The organism is Bariatricus sp. SGI.154, assembly GCF_050313795.1.
Classification (GTDB): Bacteria; Bacillota; Clostridia; order Lachnospirales; family Lachnospiraceae; genus CAMBRQ01.
On the sequence record NZ_JBNPMC010000058.1, the window covers coordinates 1 to 16,826 of the forward strand.

Annotated in this window: 17 protein-coding genes; 6 read left to right on the plus strand and 11 right to left on the minus strand. The window is 44.3% G+C overall.

Annotation, left to right across the window (positions count from 1 at the left end):
• The first annotated feature begins 90 nt into the window (after window positions 1–90).
• The 5 genes from ACQRBN_RS16690 to folK all read left to right on the plus strand — a co-directional run bounded on the left by ACQRBN_RS16690 (window position 91) and on the right by folK (window position 4,216).
• A complete protein-coding gene (locus ACQRBN_RS16690) occupies window positions 91–1,383 on the plus strand; it encodes a bifunctional folylpolyglutamate synthase/dihydrofolate synthase (RefSeq protein ID WP_427740203.1) in 1,293 nt (430 codons plus the stop codon).
• A gap of 49 nt (window positions 1,384–1,432) precedes the next feature.
• Window positions 1,433–1,990, plus strand: coding sequence for a GTP cyclohydrolase I FolE (gene folE / locus ACQRBN_RS16695; RefSeq protein ID WP_427740204.1), 558 nt, complete (start codon window positions 1,433–1,435; stop codon window positions 1,988–1,990).
• Window positions 1,990–2,502, plus strand: coding sequence for an HD domain-containing protein (locus ACQRBN_RS16700; RefSeq protein ID WP_427740205.1), 513 nt, complete (start codon window positions 1,990–1,992; stop codon window positions 2,500–2,502). Before folE ends, ACQRBN_RS16700 begins: the two co-directional genes overlap by 1 nt.
• Window positions 2,499–3,323, plus strand: a complete 825-nt coding sequence (gene folP, locus ACQRBN_RS16705; protein WP_427740206.1) for a dihydropteroate synthase — start codon at window positions 2,499–2,501, stop codon at window positions 3,321–3,323. Before ACQRBN_RS16700 ends, folP begins: the two co-directional genes overlap by 4 nt.
• A gap of 80 nt (window positions 3,324–3,403) precedes the next feature.
• A complete protein-coding gene (folK, locus tag ACQRBN_RS16710; protein WP_427740207.1) occupies window positions 3,404–4,216 on the plus strand; it encodes a 2-amino-4-hydroxy-6-hydroxymethyldihydropteridine diphosphokinase in 813 nt (270 codons plus the stop codon).
• 54 nt (window positions 4,217–4,270) lie between these two features.
• Here the strand turns inward: folK and ACQRBN_RS16715 are convergent, their stop codons facing one another.
• From ACQRBN_RS16715 to hxlA, 11 genes are all read right to left on the minus strand, one after another.
• The gene (locus tag ACQRBN_RS16715; protein ID WP_427740208.1) at window positions 4,271–4,888 is read right to left on the minus strand and encodes a metallophosphoesterase family protein; all 618 of its coding nucleotides are present in this window, start codon (window positions 4,886–4,888) and stop codon (window positions 4,271–4,273) included.
• Window positions 4,889–4,896: 8 nt separating this feature from the next.
• Window positions 4,897–6,807 (minus strand): BMP family ABC transporter substrate-binding protein, encoded by a 1,911-nt coding sequence (locus tag ACQRBN_RS16720; protein ID WP_427740209.1) that lies wholly within the window; start codon window positions 6,805–6,807, stop codon window positions 4,897–4,899.
• Between the two features lie 206 nt (window positions 6,808–7,013).
• Window positions 7,014–7,460, minus strand: coding sequence for an RrF2 family transcriptional regulator (locus ACQRBN_RS16725; RefSeq protein WP_427740210.1), 447 nt, complete (start codon window positions 7,458–7,460; stop codon window positions 7,014–7,016).
• Window positions 7,461–7,490: 30 nt separating this feature from the next.
• Window positions 7,491–8,801 (minus strand): O-acetylhomoserine aminocarboxypropyltransferase/cysteine synthase family protein, encoded by a 1,311-nt coding sequence (locus ACQRBN_RS16730; RefSeq protein WP_427740211.1) that lies wholly within the window; start codon window positions 8,799–8,801, stop codon window positions 7,491–7,493.
• 45 nt (window positions 8,802–8,846) lie between these two features.
• Window positions 8,847–9,779, minus strand: coding sequence for a cysteine synthase A (gene cysK / locus ACQRBN_RS16735; RefSeq protein WP_427740213.1), 933 nt, complete (start codon window positions 9,777–9,779; stop codon window positions 8,847–8,849).
• Window positions 9,780–10,022: 243 nt separating this feature from the next.
• Complete coding sequence (locus tag ACQRBN_RS16740) at window positions 10,023–10,613, minus strand: HD domain-containing protein (RefSeq protein ID WP_427740214.1); 591 nt, start codon at window positions 10,611–10,613, stop codon at window positions 10,023–10,025.
• 4 nt (window positions 10,614–10,617) lie between these two features.
• Complete coding sequence (locus ACQRBN_RS16745; RefSeq protein WP_427740216.1) at window positions 10,618–11,046, minus strand: RrF2 family transcriptional regulator; 429 nt, start codon at window positions 11,044–11,046, stop codon at window positions 10,618–10,620.
• Between the two features lie 12 nt (window positions 11,047–11,058).
• Window positions 11,059–11,589 (minus strand): N-acetyltransferase family protein, encoded by a 531-nt coding sequence (locus ACQRBN_RS16750; RefSeq protein WP_427740217.1) that lies wholly within the window; start codon window positions 11,587–11,589, stop codon window positions 11,059–11,061.
• Window positions 11,590–11,717: 128 nt separating this feature from the next.
• Window positions 11,718–14,318, minus strand: a complete 2,601-nt coding sequence (locus ACQRBN_RS16755; protein WP_427740218.1) for a heavy metal translocating P-type ATPase — start codon at window positions 14,316–14,318, stop codon at window positions 11,718–11,720.
• Between the two features lie 224 nt (window positions 14,319–14,542).
• Window positions 14,543–15,106 carry a 6-phospho-3-hexuloisomerase gene (hxlB, locus tag ACQRBN_RS16760; protein WP_427740220.1) on the minus strand — a complete coding sequence of 188 codons (564 nt, stop codon included), beginning with the start codon at window positions 15,104–15,106 and terminating at the stop codon, window positions 14,543–14,545.
• Between the two features lie 20 nt (window positions 15,107–15,126).
• The gene (gene hxlA, locus ACQRBN_RS16765; protein WP_427740221.1) at window positions 15,127–15,795 is read right to left on the minus strand and encodes a 3-hexulose-6-phosphate synthase; all 669 of its coding nucleotides are present in this window, start codon (window positions 15,793–15,795) and stop codon (window positions 15,127–15,129) included.
• A 228-nt stretch (window positions 15,796–16,023) separates the two neighbouring features.
• On the opposite strand from hxlA, the gene ACQRBN_RS16770 reads away from it, so the two are divergent.
• Window positions 16,024–16,797: a DeoR/GlpR family DNA-binding transcription regulator gene (locus ACQRBN_RS16770; protein WP_427740222.1), complete on the plus strand. Its 774-nt coding sequence runs from the start codon at window positions 16,024–16,026 to the stop codon at window positions 16,795–16,797.
• Window positions 16,798–16,826 lie beyond the last annotated feature (29 nt).

The window sequence follows — 16,826 nt, forward strand, 5'->3', positions numbered from 1 at the left end:
ATTAATTCCCCCACTTCCCCTTGTAGTAAACCCATTTTAGTGTTATGATTGACAACAGTGAAAATAAAATAAAGAAAGGAAACGAAGAACGTGACCTATAAAGAAGCAAGGGTATATTTGGACAAAGTGTCGAAATACGGAAGTGTACTTGGTTTGGATACGATTCGGGCGCTGTTGTGCGAACTTGGGAATCCTCAGGAAAGTCTTAAGTTCATACATATTGCCGGCACGAACGGAAAGGGATCTGTACTTGCATACACTTCTACCATATTAAGCGAGGCAGGATACCGAACCGGACGATACGTATCGCCAACAGTGGTTTCCTATCTGGAACGCATTCAGGTGGATGGAGAATGGATCCCGGAAGATGCGTTTGCCAGACTGACAGAGATTGTTCAGAAAGCTATTGCGCGCATGGAGGCAGCCGGAAAGCCAAGCCCGACTGTATTTGAAGTGGAAACAGCAATAGCCTTTTTATATTTCAGAGAAACGAACTGTGATATCGTCGTCCTTGAGTGTGGACTCGGTGGGGAACTGGACGCTACGAATATCATAGAGAATACTGTATGCGCAGTATTTACATCAATCAGCCGTGATCACCTTGGAATTCTCGGCAATACTTTGGAGGAGATTGCACAGACGAAATCCGGAATTATCAAGCCCGGATGTACGGTGATCACTACAACGCAGCAGCCGGAGGTTATGCAGGTATTGAAGGACCGTGCCAAACGCCTGTCTTGTCCTCTCTTTGTTGCAGATAAACAGTACGCGACGGTCTCTCAGGAAGGTTTTGCGGGACAGACTATTTCTTATAAAGATTACGAGAAATTCCACTGTCCTCTTGCCGGGCGGTATCAACTAGATAACGCAGTGCTTGCACTTGAGATTATGCGAATTCTTCCCACACTTGGATATCCGCTGTCTCAGGAATCTATCCGCTTAGGCTTGGAGAAAACGGCATGGCCCGGCCGGTTCACCTGCCTGATGAAAAAGCCGCTCTTCTTCATCGACGGTGCGCACAATGAAGATGCGGCCAGAAGACTCAGAGAATCTGTTGAAACATATTTTCCAGGGAAACGGCTCATATTTATCATGGGTGTTTTTCGAGACAAAGAATACGAAAAGATTGCTGCCATTATGGCACCGCTAGCTAAGTCCGTGTATACCGTGAACCTTCCGGATGAAAACCGGACACTTCCGGCAGAGGAATTGACTCGAGTCATGCAGCACTACTGTCCGGGAGATGTGCCGGTACAGTCAGAACAGAGTATTCAAGGAGCCGTGCATCATGCATTATCAGAAGCAGGCAGCGAAGATATTATTCTTTCGTTCGGCTCTCTCTCCTACCTGGGACAGATTATGGAAACCGTCAGCAAATGCTAAAATAAGTATCGCATTTATAAAACAGATACATAGAAAAGGATATAGAATTATGATAGATCAAGAAAAAATCAAACAAGCCGTCCGTCTTCTGTTAGAAGGCATGGGGGAAGACGTAACCCGCGAGGGTCTGATAGAGACTCCTGACCGGATTGCACGAATGTATGAAGAGATATACAGTGGCATGAAAGAAGATGCTGCCACACACCTAAGCAAAGTATTCCATGTAGACAGCAGTGAGATGGTAATTGAAAAAGACATCACCTTCTATTCTACTTGCGAACATCATATGCTGCCATTTTACGGGAAGGTACATATTGCCTACATTCCTGACGGAAAAGTTGTAGGCTTAAGCAAACTTGCCCGCACAGTAGAAGTATTTGCAAGACGACTGCAATTACAGGAACAATTAACCGGACAGATTGCGGATGCACTTATGACGCATATGCAGCCCAAAGGTGTCATGGTCATGGTTGAGGCAGAACATATGTGTATGACCATGCGCGGAATCAAGAAACCAGGAAGCCAGACGGTAACCGTTGCGCGCCGGGGTGAGTTCGAGACGAATCCTGCGCTGGAAGAACGTTTCTTCCGGATGCTGGGGAGATAATGAATCAAATGGAGAACACGATGTTAAGAATTTCCTATATCTGCAAACATCCCCTGTACCTTTCTTCTTACCAGAGGCTGCAGGAACTGGAACGCGAACGCATCTTCTGCTGCCATCAGATGAATCATCTGCTGGATGTAGCCAGAATCGCTTACATTCTGAACCTGGAAAGAGGACTGGGAATTTCCAAAGAAGTCATCTATGCAGCGGCAATTCTGCATGACATCGGGAAAGGCAGGCAATATGAGTCGGGAATCCCACATGAACTTGCAAGTGCCGATATTGCCGAACAGATACTTGCTGATCTACCGAAGGAGCTTATGTTTACTTCGGATGAAAATGAACAGATTCTTACGGCAATCCGCGGACACCGGAGACTTCGCAAGAGCGCCCAACCGCTGGAAGCACTGTTGTATGAAAGCGACAAAGCCTCCCGCTCCTGTTTCGCCTGTCCGGCAGAAACGGACTGTAACTGGAGCACTGAAAAAAAGAATATGGAGATTAGAATATGATAATTGGCAAAAAAGAATTCGACACACAGAAACACACTTATATTATGGGAATCCTGAATGTAACACCGGATTCTTTCTCAGATGGCGGCAGATTCCAGAATCTGGACGCGGCCCTGGCTCATGCTGAGGAAATGGTTGCTGACGGCGCTGATATCCTGGACGTAGGCGGCGAGTCCACAAGACCCGGACATGTGCAGATTACCGATGAAGAAGAGACCCTGCGTGTCGTACCTGTCATTGAAAAATTAAAACAGGAATTCGATATCCCGGTATCCATTGATACCTACAAAAGTTCCGTAGCCGAGGCTGCACTTCAGGCAGGTGCAGATCTTGTCAACGATATCTGGGGATTAAAATACGATGATCGTATGGCATCTCTAATCGCAAAACATGATGCGACCTGCTGCCTGATGCATAACCGTAACGAAGCGATTTATCAGGATTTTCTTGCAGATTTCATGGATGATATGCGTGGATGTATCCGCATTGCCAAAGAAGCCGGAATCAAAGACGAGAAGATCATCCTTGATCCAGGCGTAGGATTCGGCAAGAATTATGAGATGAATCTGGAGATTATCCGTGAAGTCGGCAGGATGCAGGAACTGGGGTATCCAATTCTTCTTGGAACCTCCCGTAAATCTGTCATCGGACTGACTCTTGATCTTCCTTCCGACCAGCGCGAAGAAGGGACACTCGCAACTACAGTCTACGGCATGATGAACGGATGCTCTTTTGTCAGAGTTCATGATGTCAAGGCAAACCGCCGGGCAATTGATATGATGGAAGCAATCCTACGAGAGCATACAGTCGCATCTATATAAAGCAAAACATGTATTTACTTTGATTAAATACATAAGAATGTTCTACTATATAATATTTTCAAATACAAAGGAAAGATATTATGGATAAAATTAAGATACAGAATTTAGAAGTCTTCGCTAATCATGGCGTTTTCCCTGAAGAAAATGTACTGGGACAGAAATTTATCGTCTCGGCAACCCTCTATACCGACACGCGGACAGCCGGGAAGACAGACGATCTGACCGCTTCCATCCATTACGGAGAAGTCAGCCAGTTTATTGATCATTTCTTAAAAGAGCATACGTACAAACTTCTTGAACGTATCGCAGAAAGCCTGGCGGAAACATTACTTCTACAGACACCAGGACTAGAAAAGATACAGTTAGAGATAAAAAAACCATGGGCACCTGTTGGCCTTCCCCTGGAGACCGTCTCTGTTGAGATCGAACGTGGCTGGCATACAGCCTATATCGCACTCGGCTCTAATATAGGCGATAAAGAGCAGTATCTGAATCAGGCTGTAAAGTCCCTGGACGAGACTCCCTGCTGCAAAGTAACCAAAGTCTCCTCGTTCCTTGTGACACCTCCTTACGGCGTCACCGATCAGGATGATTTCCTGAACGCCTGCCTGGAACTTCGCACATTACTGCCGCCACGAGAACTGCTTGAAGAACTTCATCGAATCGAAAAAGAAGCTGGACGTGAACGCATCATCCACTGGGGTCCAAGAACTCTGGATCTGGATATCATATTCTATGATGATCTGATTCTACACGAAGAAGACTTTTGTATTCCTCATGTAGAGGTACAGAAACGTGACTTTGTACTGAAGCCACTTCATGAGATTGCACCTTATAAACACCATCCCTGCAGCCATAAAACGGTGCGGGAGATGCTTGAGGAACTTAAGTAGGTACACCCCTTTTGTTAACTTGGGACGTAGTAAAGTTGCACTTTACTACGTCCCCTATATATGCTCTCTGATATTTTCATCTTCATAATCGAACACACATCTTTCAAATGCATTGATCACATGCGTATCCTGATATTTATCATACCTCTTATGCTTTCTTCCATACGACATATGAACATGTCCATGCAAAAAGAACCTTGGCCGGTACTTCTCAAGCAATGAAAGAAACACCTTGAATCCCTGATGTGGCAGATTCATCCCATCATTCAACTGATATGCCGGAGCATGGGTAACCAGAATATCGAACCCTCTGTGCCTCAGTAACTGAAACCAAAGTTTCCTGACTCTTGTCTTCATCTCCCATTCTGTATACTGATGATCGCCGCCACAATAACGCATAGATCCTCCAAGTCCCAGAATCCTGACTCCCTGATGCACATATATCTTATCTTCAATACAGATACATCCATCCGGATGTATCTGCTTATACTTATCATCATGATTGCCATGCACATATAGGATAGGTACTGATGTAAATGTTGCCAGAAAAGAAAGATATCTTGGATCTAAATCGCCGCAGGAGATGATCAAGTCTATTCCCTTAAGCTTACTCTTATCAAAATGATCCCACAGATAACCGGACTCTTCATCTGCAATCGCAAGTATTTTCATAGATCCATTTAACCCTTCTTCTTATCTATTCCCTGTTGCCATACAACGGGCTTCGACTGTTCGTTCAACTCATCTTCTTTTGGAATGCTTCCAATTACATTCTCAGCCAGCCAATCCATCGTAACAATCTCTTCCGGAGAGAGGCTTCTTCCCGGATCACTCTGAATCATGCCATTCTGAGAATAAAGTACTCCTGAAAATGGATTGAATTTGCCTGTGCTGATTGTATCTTTCAAAAGTTCTACCAGCCTCTTAGTTCCAATCGGCAGATTCTGAGAACAGATAACGTCAACCACGCCTGCAGACATTCCCCACCAATAATTAATCGCTTTATTAGAAGACGGATCATCATCATACTTCCAGGTGCCATCCATAATTGTACGTATCAACTGCTCATAGAACTTACCCCAATGCCACAACGGCATAGCAAGGCTTCTGACTACTTCCCCATCCAGACGATAGATTCCAAAATTACGTGATGCATCTTCCGGGATTACCATATCTTTTCCAGAGATACAAACCGCCTGGCTGTGTCTAACATTCTCTACAACATTGCAATCCTTTCTTGCTGTCCATTCCAGATACACTTCCGCTCTCGGATTGATCATCTTTGCGCCCAACGCAAATGCATTGATATTCGCAATTGATCCATAGATCGGATAATCTGCAATATATGCCAAACGATTATTCTCTGCCATCGCACCGGCAATTGCTCCCATCAGAAACTTCGCTTCATGCATACGTGCATAATAAGTCCTTATATAACGATGAGAAGTATTTACAGAACAATTCAATATCCGAATCTCCGGATTCGCAATCGCCGCCTTCACACTTGCCTGAACAAATGTAGGCGTTGTAGTAAATATAATGTTGCAGCCATTCTCAATAGCCTCCGTAATACACGCCTCAATATTATCCAGAGTAACATTATCATAATATACTGTACTTACTTCATCCGGGAATGTCTGATCCAGATGCAGTCTTCCTAATTCATGAGCATACGTCCATGCAGATGAACTTGGCGTCTTCTCATAGATGAATGCAACCTTAAGTTTCGGGCTTCCGGAAGGCAGGAGGCGGCTAAGAAGCGGCTTCTTCTCATTACTTGGATCCATCTTAAGTTCTACCTCTTCTCCTTCTCCCAGAAGTTTGAACTCCTCCCACGACTTCGTAATCAATTCCTTTAATTCTGTTGTTGTCTTCTCACTAATCTCCTCATATCCATATAGTGTAATAAACGAAAGGAAAGCATCTCCTACTGTAATAGATAGTTTTTCCTTATCCTTTGCTGTGTATTCCGCCTTGAATCTTGTATAGATCGAACTAAAACTCAGACGTTCATCTTCTGTCCACATTTCCTGCGGACCTTTTCCTACAGCCTCCTGTAATTTTTCAAAACTGCCTTCCTGCGAAAACCAGATATAATTAATCTTTGACAACTCATAGAAATCCAGGAATTCATAATATATCTTATTCTCTTTCTCATCCGTTCGTTTTGGGATAATACGGGTCACTGTTCCAGGAACGGATACAACGCCAAAATACTTCATAACGCTGACACGCTTATTCCCCTCCTGAACGTAAAATTTATTCATATATTCATAAGCCTTGATCGGCTCGCGGATTCCTTCTTTTATATGGCTGGTGCTAAGCTGAGCCCATTTCTGCGCAAACTCCGTATTCTCTCTTAATATCGGCATAAAATTCGCCGCAAATGCATTGCTTCTTCCACCAGTCTTAGTCCCCACGATCTGATCGATCGGAATCTGAACCAATCCTAAAGGCACTTCTGAAAAAGTTCCCTTTGTCGGAATAATATCATCTAATACCTCCAAAGTTGGCGTAAGTCCGTGAAGCATCCGGTACTGGTATTCTTTTTTCCCTAACTTGCATGCTTTGGTATAATCGGTTAAAGCCATAAGCTCCTCCTTTAAACAAGAATTATCTCTTTACACAATTATTATATCCAATTCCTGGGGTATCATCAAGCGCATATGTGCCTTGAATTTTCCAAGAAAATACTTTCATTTTATTGCAGATTAGATAAAAGTCCATCCTCCTACCATTTTATATAAAAGCATAAAAGAGACGGGAGAATTTGAAAAATCCCCCGTCCCCTCTATACTTAAATATAATACATATCCTGACCATATGCCTCATGATCCAGATATTCTTTCTCAAGATCCGCCAATGTCAGATTCATCAATATATTCTCCAATTCCTGGTTCACCCGGTCAATCACCAACTTCTGAATCGCCGCCGATATCCCGACATTTTTGCTGTCTTCCGATGCCTGCTCGCTTTCGAACCGATAGTCTCCCTCCAGGGCTTCCAGAATCTCCGATACCGTAATTTCACCTGCTGCATGGTTTAAAAGATATCCTCCTTGCGGTCCCTTGACACTCTTAACGATTCCTGCCCGTCTTAACGCGGCAAAGATCTGTTCCAGATATTGTGGAGATATTCCATTTTGCTCGGCAATACTATTCAATGCCACATGGCTGGACTTTGAATTCACTGCCAAGTCTATCAGCGCAATCATTCCATACCTGCTTTTTTTCGAGAATTTCATACACTACCTCCACTCTTATCATTCTTGCCATTATTCAACGGCTTTAAATGCCTCATCCAGATCCTGAATAATATCATCAATATTCTCTGTTCCGATAGACAGACGGATGGTATTCGGCTTAATTCCCTGATCCAGCAATTCTTCTTCTGTGCACTGGCTGTGAGTGGTTGTTGCCGGATGAATTACCAGAGACTTCACATCCGCCACATTCGCAAGCAGTGAGAATAACTCCAGATTATCGATAAAGTCTTTCGCTTTCTGTGCATCACCCTTAATCTCGAATGTAAAGATGGAACCTCCGCCATTCGGGAAATATTTTGCATATAATTCTTTCTGGCTCTCATCCTCTGTTACGGACGGATGATGAACCGCCTCCACCTGCGGATGATTGTTCAGATATTCTACGACACGCAGTGCATTCTCAACATGCCGTTCTACACGCAGAGATAAAGTCTCAAGTCCCTGCAGGAAGAAGAACGCATGGAATGGAGAAAGCGTCGCTCCCGTATCCCTTAACAGGATTGCCCGGATCTTCGTTACGAATGCCGCGGCTCCTACTGCTTTTGTAAAACTGATGCCGTGATAACTTGGATTCGGCTCCGTCAGTGACGGGAACTTCCCGGATGCCTCCCAGTCGAATTTGCCGCTGTCAACGATCACGCCGCCGATAGTTGTTCCGTGTCCACCGATGAACTTCGTTGCAGAGTGTACCACGATATCTGCACCGTATTCAATCGGGCGAACCAGATAAGGTGTTGCAAATGTATTATCAATTACCAATGGGATCTTATGTGCATGTGCAATCTCGGCAACTTTCTCAATATCCACCACATCAGAATTCGGATTGCCTAAAGTCTCGATAAATACTGCCTTTGTGTTCTCCTGGATTGCCGCTTCCACTGCATCATAATCGAAGATATCTACGAATGTAGTAGCAATCCCATACTGAGGCAGAGTATGTGCCAACAGATTATAAGAGCCACCGTAAATATTCTTCGCCGATACAATATGATCTCCATTCTGAGCCAGATTCTCGATGGTATAAGAGATAGCCGCTGCTCCTGATGCTACTGCAAGTGCTGCCACACCGCCCTCCAATGCTGCAATCCTCTTCTCAAACACATCCTCAGTAGGATTGGTCAGTCGTCCATAAATATTTCCTGCATCTGCCAGCCCAAAACGCGCAGCTGCATGATCACTATTACGGAACACATAAGAAGACGTCTGATAGATTGGTACTGCTCTTGCATCCGTAACCGGATCCGGAGTCTCCTGTCCTACGTGTAACTGTAATGTTTCGAATTTAAACTTTCTATTTTCTCTTGTAATTTTCTCTCCCATGGTACGCCACCTCTTCCTTTCTATTTTTTCACATATATAGTTGGTTTATTCAGCAAATAATGGTGTGGAATAATATCTGTCTCCGGTATCAGGCAATAAAGCTACGATTGTCTTTCCCTTATTCTCCGGGCGTTTTGCCAACTGAATCGCTGCCGAAAGTGCAGCCCCTGAAGAGATTCCAACCAGAACACCCTCATGCTTTGCCAGAAGTTTGCCATATACAAATGCATCCTCATTCTCAATCTTAATAATCTCATCATAGATTGATGTATTCAGCACCTCCGGTACGAATCCTGCACCGATTCCCTGAATCTTATGAGGACCACCTTTTCCTTCTGACAATACCGGAGAACTTGCCGGCTCTACTGCCACAATCTTCACTTCCGGATTCTGAGACTTCAGATACTCGCCTGCACCGGTAAGCGTTCCGCCGGTACCAACACCTGCAACAAAGATATCTATCTTTCCATCTGTATCCTTCCAGATCTCCGGTCCGGTTGTTCTCTTATGGATGGCCGGATTCGCCGGATTCACGAACTGCCCTGGGATGAAACTGTTCGGAATCTCTTTCGCAAGTTCTTCTGCTTTCGCGATCGCTCCCGTCATCCCTTTCGCGCCTTCTGTCAGTACGATCTCTGCACCGTACGCTTTCAGGATATTCCTTCTCTCAACACTCATAGTCTCAGGCATGGTCAGGATGATCCGGTATCCCTTCACCGCTGCGATCGCTGCAAGGCCGATTCCTGTATTACCGGAGGTTGGCTCGATGATAACGGAACCTTCTTTTAAGAGTCCCTTTTCCTCCGCGTCATCGATCATCGCTTTTGCAACCCTGTCTTTGACGCTCCCTGCCGGATTAAAATACTCCAGTTTTACCAATACGGTTGCTTCCAGCCCTAATTCTTTCTCAACATTCGTAATCTCAACAAGTGGTGTGTTTCCGATCAATCCTAATGTTCCCTTATAAATATTTGCCATGTTTAATTTCCTGCCTTTCTTATTTCTAATTCTTTTTTCTAATCCTTTTCATATATGGATAATAACTTCATTGCCTGCTAATGCTGTAATGCATCTTTTTACTTTTCCTATCTATTTACTAGGTTTAATGGAATTATATTCCTACTTCTCATATTTGTCAACTACATTTTAAGATTTTTTAACCAGTCCTGTTATAGAAAATTTAAAGCCGGCTTACGCCGGCCTTATATGTACTGTTATCTTCTATGCCATCTCTTGCTGCAAAATTTCCTGTACTTCTGCCTCACACGAACGCATCGCAAAGATTGTCTTCTGAATCAATTCACTCAATTCATATCCCAGCATATCTGCGCCACGCTCAATGACTTCCCGTGAGCATCCCGCTGCAAAATTAGCGCTCTTATACTTTTTCTTTACAGACTTTACTTCCATATCCTGCACGCTCTTAGACGGACGCATCAATGCCGCCGCTCCGATCAATCCTGTCAATTCATCTACCGCATATAGCACCTTCTCCATCTCATGCTCTGGCTTAACATCTACTGTCAATGCATATCCATGACTGCACACTGCATGGATGATATCTTCACCTACACCAGCCTCTCGGAGAAGTTCCGGCGCTTTGATACAGTGTTCATTCGGATACTGCTCAAAATCTATATCATGCAGCAATCCCACGATTCCCCAGTACTGTGCATCTTCACCATATCCCAGTTTATTCGCATACCATTTCATAACACCTTCTACCGTCAGCGCATGCTGAATGTGGAATTGCTCCTTATTATACTTTTTCAACAACTCAAATGCTTTTTCTCTTGTAATGCAATCTCCCATATTGCTATCTCTCCAATTCTTTGCCCTGTCCATCCTTCATCAGATCTGCCAGAGTAAATCCATCCATATACTCGTTAATTGTCTTCCAAAGACCTTCCCAGAAGGATAGCGTTGCACACTGATTACTTCGCGGACAGCGATTCGGACTATCTTCAATACATGGGATCGGAGCCATGCTTCCTTCCGTCGTTCTTAGTATCTCCCCAATCGTATATTCTTCCGGCTTATGTGCCAGCATATAACCGCCGTTATTTCCCCTATAACTTCTTACATAACCCGCTCTCGTAAGAAGCGGCATAATCTGCTCCAGATATTTCAACGTAATATCCTGTCTCTCCGAGATATCCTTCAGACGGATATATCCCCCGTTATCATTCTCCGCCAAGTCAATCATAATTCTTAAGGCATACCGTCCCTTTGTTGAAACTCTCATATTCTCACCTCTCTACCTGCCTATGCATGAACATAACATCTTTTCAAAACCTATTCTAAGATCCCCATCTTCACATCCCCCGACCAGCCTTATCTCTCCACAGGCAACAAATCCTGCCTTCGCAAGCGCTCTCTGCATCGGAAGATTCCCCGGATGCGTATCAATCCGCACAGAGCAAAATCCTGCCTTTCTTGCCATCTCGAATCCATAGGCGAACATCTTTCCTGCCACGCCTTTTCCTTTACAATCATCAGATACGCATACCCTATGCATAGACGCATATTCGCCATCTGTCAGCCATTCTCCGTCAATCACTGCATAAGAAGGATCCGGAGTCGTTTGGAATGCGAAGACCCCCAATATTTCCCCTTCTTCTACTGCAAGGTAGGAACATCCATCTTCTGCATCCTGCGTCCATACTTCTCTGCTCGGATAGCCCCTCTGCCATTGATCCAGTCCCAGATTCCGAAGTTGTCTCTTTGCCTGGTCTGTGATCTCACACATTCTATCTAAATGCTCTGTGGTAGCTACTATAAAATCCATCTCCATTCCTCCTCCGTATAAAAATATATTTTACCATAGAAAAAGAGAACCTGCAAAACATTTCACAGATTCTCTTCCATCGCTCCAATCGAAAAACACCTAATTAAAAGCACGCCTCAGGCATCTTCCTACTCAATTCCAAGCACCTTATAATCCTGATCCTCTACCGTCTTCTTCAGTACATCATCTGCAAGTTCTGCACCAAGTGTCACTACCGCAGTTCCTGCCTCATGACTTACAACCGCCTCGTCTACCTGCTCAAGTGCCTCTAAGCACTTCTTCACTCTTGCCTCACAGTGCCCACACATCATTCCTTCAATTTTCATTGTCTTTGTCATTGTTGTTTCCTCCTTTTGATCTTTTTCTTTCTCTAACATGACAATCTTTTTCTTATGTTTTTTATCCTTAGATGCATCATGCATCTTGAACCAATTTAATCTCAATGCGTTCGTTACCACACAGAAACTTGACAGACTCATGGCTGCGGCGCCAAACATCGGATTCAGTTTCCATCCAAGTAAAGGATACCATATTCCTGCTGCCAATGGAATACCAATTACATTATAGAAGAATGCCCAAAACAGGTTCTCATGGATGTTCCGAAGTGTCGCTCTGCTTAACCGAATGGCGGCCGGCACATCACTTAATCGACTCTTCATTAAAACTACATCCGCAGCATCAATGGCAATGTCCGTCCCGGCTCCAATGGCGATACCGATATCGGCTCTCGTAAGCGCCGGAGCATCGTTGATACCATCCCCCACCATTGCAACCTTTCCTTTATTCTTCAGTTTGCGAATGACATTTTCCTTTCCATCTGGAAGAACTCCTGCGATTACTTCATCTACTCCTGCCTGTTTTCCGATGGCTTTCGCCGTACGCTCATGATCTCCTGTCAGCATCACCACATGGATTCCCATATTCTGCAATTCTTTTACTGCCTGCGGGCTATCCTCCTTGATGACATCAGCAACTGCAATGATTCCAATCAGTTTGCCATTCTTTCCGAAGAACAGTGGTGTCTTTCCTTCTTCTGCAAGTAATTCCGCTTTCTTTTTCATCGTGACTGACACAAGTGCATTTTCACTGATGAATTTAAGATTGCCGCCAGTCAACCGGTCTTCTCCCCAATTGCCGGACAGTCCATTCCCAGGTACCGCCTGGAAATCTGTAACCTCTGTTCCATCTACGCCATAGTTGCCGCCATGAGCGCCTTCCTGAATCTTAGGGCAATCCTTTCCGCTAAGTCCTCTTTCCTCTGCTAATGCAAGAATCGCTCTCGCAAGTGGATGCTCACTCTTCTTTTCCAATACATAAGCCATCTTAAGCAATTCTTCCTCCGACACGCCGTCTTCTGGTATCATATCGGTTACCTTCGGCTCGCCGCTTGTAATCGTTCCGGTCTTATCCAGGGCAACCATCTGCATCTTTCCAGTCTCTTCCAGCGAAACTGCTGTTTTAAACATAATTCCATTCTTGGCGCCCATCCCGTTGCCAACCATAATAGCAACCGGCGTAGCAAGACCAAGCGCGCACGGACAACTGATGACCAGCACAGAGATTCCTCGTGCCAATGCGAATCCTACGCTCTGACCTGCAAGAAGCCACACAATAATCGTAATCGCTGCTATCGTAATTACCGCCGGCACGAATACTCCCGATACTCTATCTGCAATCTTGGCAATCGGTGCTTTTGTAGCCGCCGCATCGCTGACCATCTGGATGATCTGTGAAAGTGTTGTATCTTCTCCAACCCTGGTCGCCTCACATCTTAGGAAACCGGATTGATTCAGGGTAGCCGCTGACACCTGATCCCCTGCCTCTTTATCTACCGGAATGCTTTCTCCCGTCAGGGCAGATTCATTTACCGCACTGGTTCCTTCCAGGACAATACCGTCCACAGGTATATTTTCCCCGGGTCTTACTACGAATATATCACCGCCTCGTACCTGATCGACCGGCACCTCCTGTTCTTTACCGCCCCTTACTACAACCGCCGTCTTCGGTGCAAGTTTCATCAAACTCTTTAGGGCATCCGTTGTCTTTCCCTTCGAACGCGCCTCCAGCATCTTGCCGACGGTAATCAGCGTCAGTATCATGGCTGCAGATTCAAAATAGAATTCATGCATATAAGACATAACTGCATCCATATCCATCCGCATCTGCGCATCCGTCATGGCAAATAAAGCATATGTGCTGTATACATAGGATGCCCCCGCTCCAAGCGCCACCAGGGTGTCCATATTCGGCGAACGATGCCACAGACTTTTAAAACCGCTGATGAAAAACTTCTGATTGATAATCATAACTGCCGTTGTGAATAATAACTGTATCAATCCCATCGCCACATGATTGCCTTCCAGAATCTTTGGAACCGGCCAGTTCCACATCATATGTCCCATGGAAAAATACATCAGAGGAATCAGGAAACATAGAGAGACAATCAATCTCCTCTTTAAGACCGGCGTCTCCTTATCCTTTAAGAAGTCTTCATCTGCTGCCTTCGCCGCGGTCTTCCCCTGCGTTCCGGCGGTCTTCTGTGACGCTCCATAACCTGCCGCTTCCACAGCTGCAATAATCTCCGAAGCCTGTGCGCTTCCTTCTACTCCCATGGAATTCGTCAAAAGACTTACTGAACACGAAGTTACTCCCGGCACTTTTGAAACAGCCTTCTCCACACGGGCACTGCATGCCGCACAACTCATACCCGTTACAGTATATTGCTCCATTCACAATCCCTCCTGTCGTCTTTTCTTAGCAAATAAATCTTCCTTATCATCATTTCCCACTATGTAGATTACATACTGGGTATCATAAGTTCATGAATATCTATATTATTGCATTTTCCCTTTCCAGCACATTATATACCCCAACGGGGTATAATGCAATACCAAAATAAAAAAGAACCAGAATATTTCCGATTCTTTTTTATCAATAATTTTTATAAGGAAATTTATTCAAGATCAGCATGCCTTAAGAACATCGTCTCAGAAGTCTCATTCATCCGTTCCATCAGTTCCAGAATCATCCCATCATAAGTCAAAAACGTGATCTGCTCAAATGCGGATCCCATCGGCTGAATCGATGTAAGATTCATTCCTGCATTCTTAAGTTTGGGCGATACACCCGGAAGTACTACGACCACATCTGCCATCTGCGCGATTGTAGACGCATTATCCATGGTGATCAAAGCAATCTTCACACCATTCTTCTTCGCTTTCCTGGACATAGCAACCAGGCTCTCTGTCTCTCCGGAACCTGACCCTACAATCAGCAAATCTCCCGGCTGTGTGTGCGGATTGGATATCTCTCCCACACTGCTGACAGACAATCCCAGATGCATCATACGATTGGTAAATGCCCGAATCGCTACTCCGCTTCGTCCTGCCCCTGCTGTGAAGATATGGTTCGCTTCCAAGATAATATCTACAAATCTATCTAACTGTTCATCATTTACATATTGAAGATTATTCGTCAATTCCTTTAAAATCTCTGCCGTATTCTTTTTTACACTCATAATTATCTATCTCCTATTTTTTATCTGCTTATTTTTTCATCTGACTCAGCATAATAATTTTCGATATGGCTTGCCAGTTCTCTGGCAACAGCAACCGGGTCTTCTGCATGTGCAATACCGCCGCCAACAATAATAATCTCCGGTTCATACGCAAGGTAATCATCAATCGTCTGGACATTCACCCCGCCAGCCACCGCGATAGCCGTGTGCTTTACACAGGAGCGCATCTCTTTCAGATCATCTAATGGGGTTCTGCCCACTGCCTGTTGGTCTACACCTGTATGGACAGAGATTACATCCACTCCCATTTCTTCTATTTGGGCAATTCTCTCCTTTAGGTCGGATACGCAGATCATATCTACCATTACTTTCTTGCCGGCTCTCTTTGCCGTGGATACTACATCTGCGATTGTCAGGTCATCGGTAACCGCAAGCACGGTTGCATAGTCAGCACCCGCTTGATAAGCAAGATCTGCTTCATAGCCGCCGGCATCCATAATCTTGCCATCACACAAAATCTCTAATTCCGGGAAACATGCTCTAATCCTGCGTACAGCCTCCATTCCATATTCCATCATAAAAGGGGTTCCAACTTCTATAATATCAATACTATCTTGTACCTTATGAAGCAATTCTAATGCTCCCTCCAAAGTAATATCATCCAATGCAATCTGTAATTTTGATCTCATCTTTTCCTCCTTCATGTCAACAGTATATTTATTTAATTTAACAACTTATCGCAAGTATATAATTGTGTTTAGTTGTTGTCAATAGTTTTTATTGTGTTTTATTGCGATTTCAATTGTAATTAATTGCGATTTTTTTAATTTATTTATGGTTTTTGTTGTTTTCTCTTGTTTTTTTTATTGATTCTGCTATCATAATAGATAAGAATAATCCCACTAAGGAGATCCTCTATGGCAAAAAGATTAACCGCTGAAAGAAGAAATGAGATTGCCAGGCTTCTGGTACGTGATGGCAACATCAAAGCCAGTACCCTTGCCAAACATTTTAATGTATCTACTGAAACAATCCGTAAAGACTTGATTTATCTTGAAGAGCAGGGAATTGCACAGAAAAGTTATGGCGGAGCCATGGCTTCGAATGAATTGATTGAACGTCCGGTTGCTTTAAAAAAGATGGAAAATATGGATATCAAATCAGCGATTGCTAACAAGGCTTTAGAACTAATCCCGGAAAAAGGAGTCATCCTCTTAGACGCTGGTAGCACTACCTATGCATTGGCGAAACTTCTGCTGCTAAGAGACGACCTTACCATATTCACCAATTCCATCATGGCGCTGAATCTTTTGTCCGATTCTAACAACCAGGTATTCGCACTTGGCGGGCGTGTCAGAGGCAGCAGCAAAGGAATCGTTGGCTCCTGGGCAATTCAGGCTCTTAAATCGCTCTATGTTGACATTGCATTCCTCGGAAGCGACGGATTCCGGAACCTGTCAGGACCTTCTACTGCTTCTTATGAAGAATCTGAATTGAAGCAGGCTGTGATAGAATGCTGTAACCGGACTGTGATTCTGACCGACAATACCAAGTTCCAGACCAACTCCCTGTTCCAGTTCTGTGACTGGCAGGATGTATATGCACTGGTTACTAACAGTTCTGACTCTGCGGATTTTCAAACTCTCGCTGCTAAGATTGGAGAAAAAACAAAAGTGCTTCTTGTGGATTGAGTGAAGATTCTTGGGCACACAACGAAAAA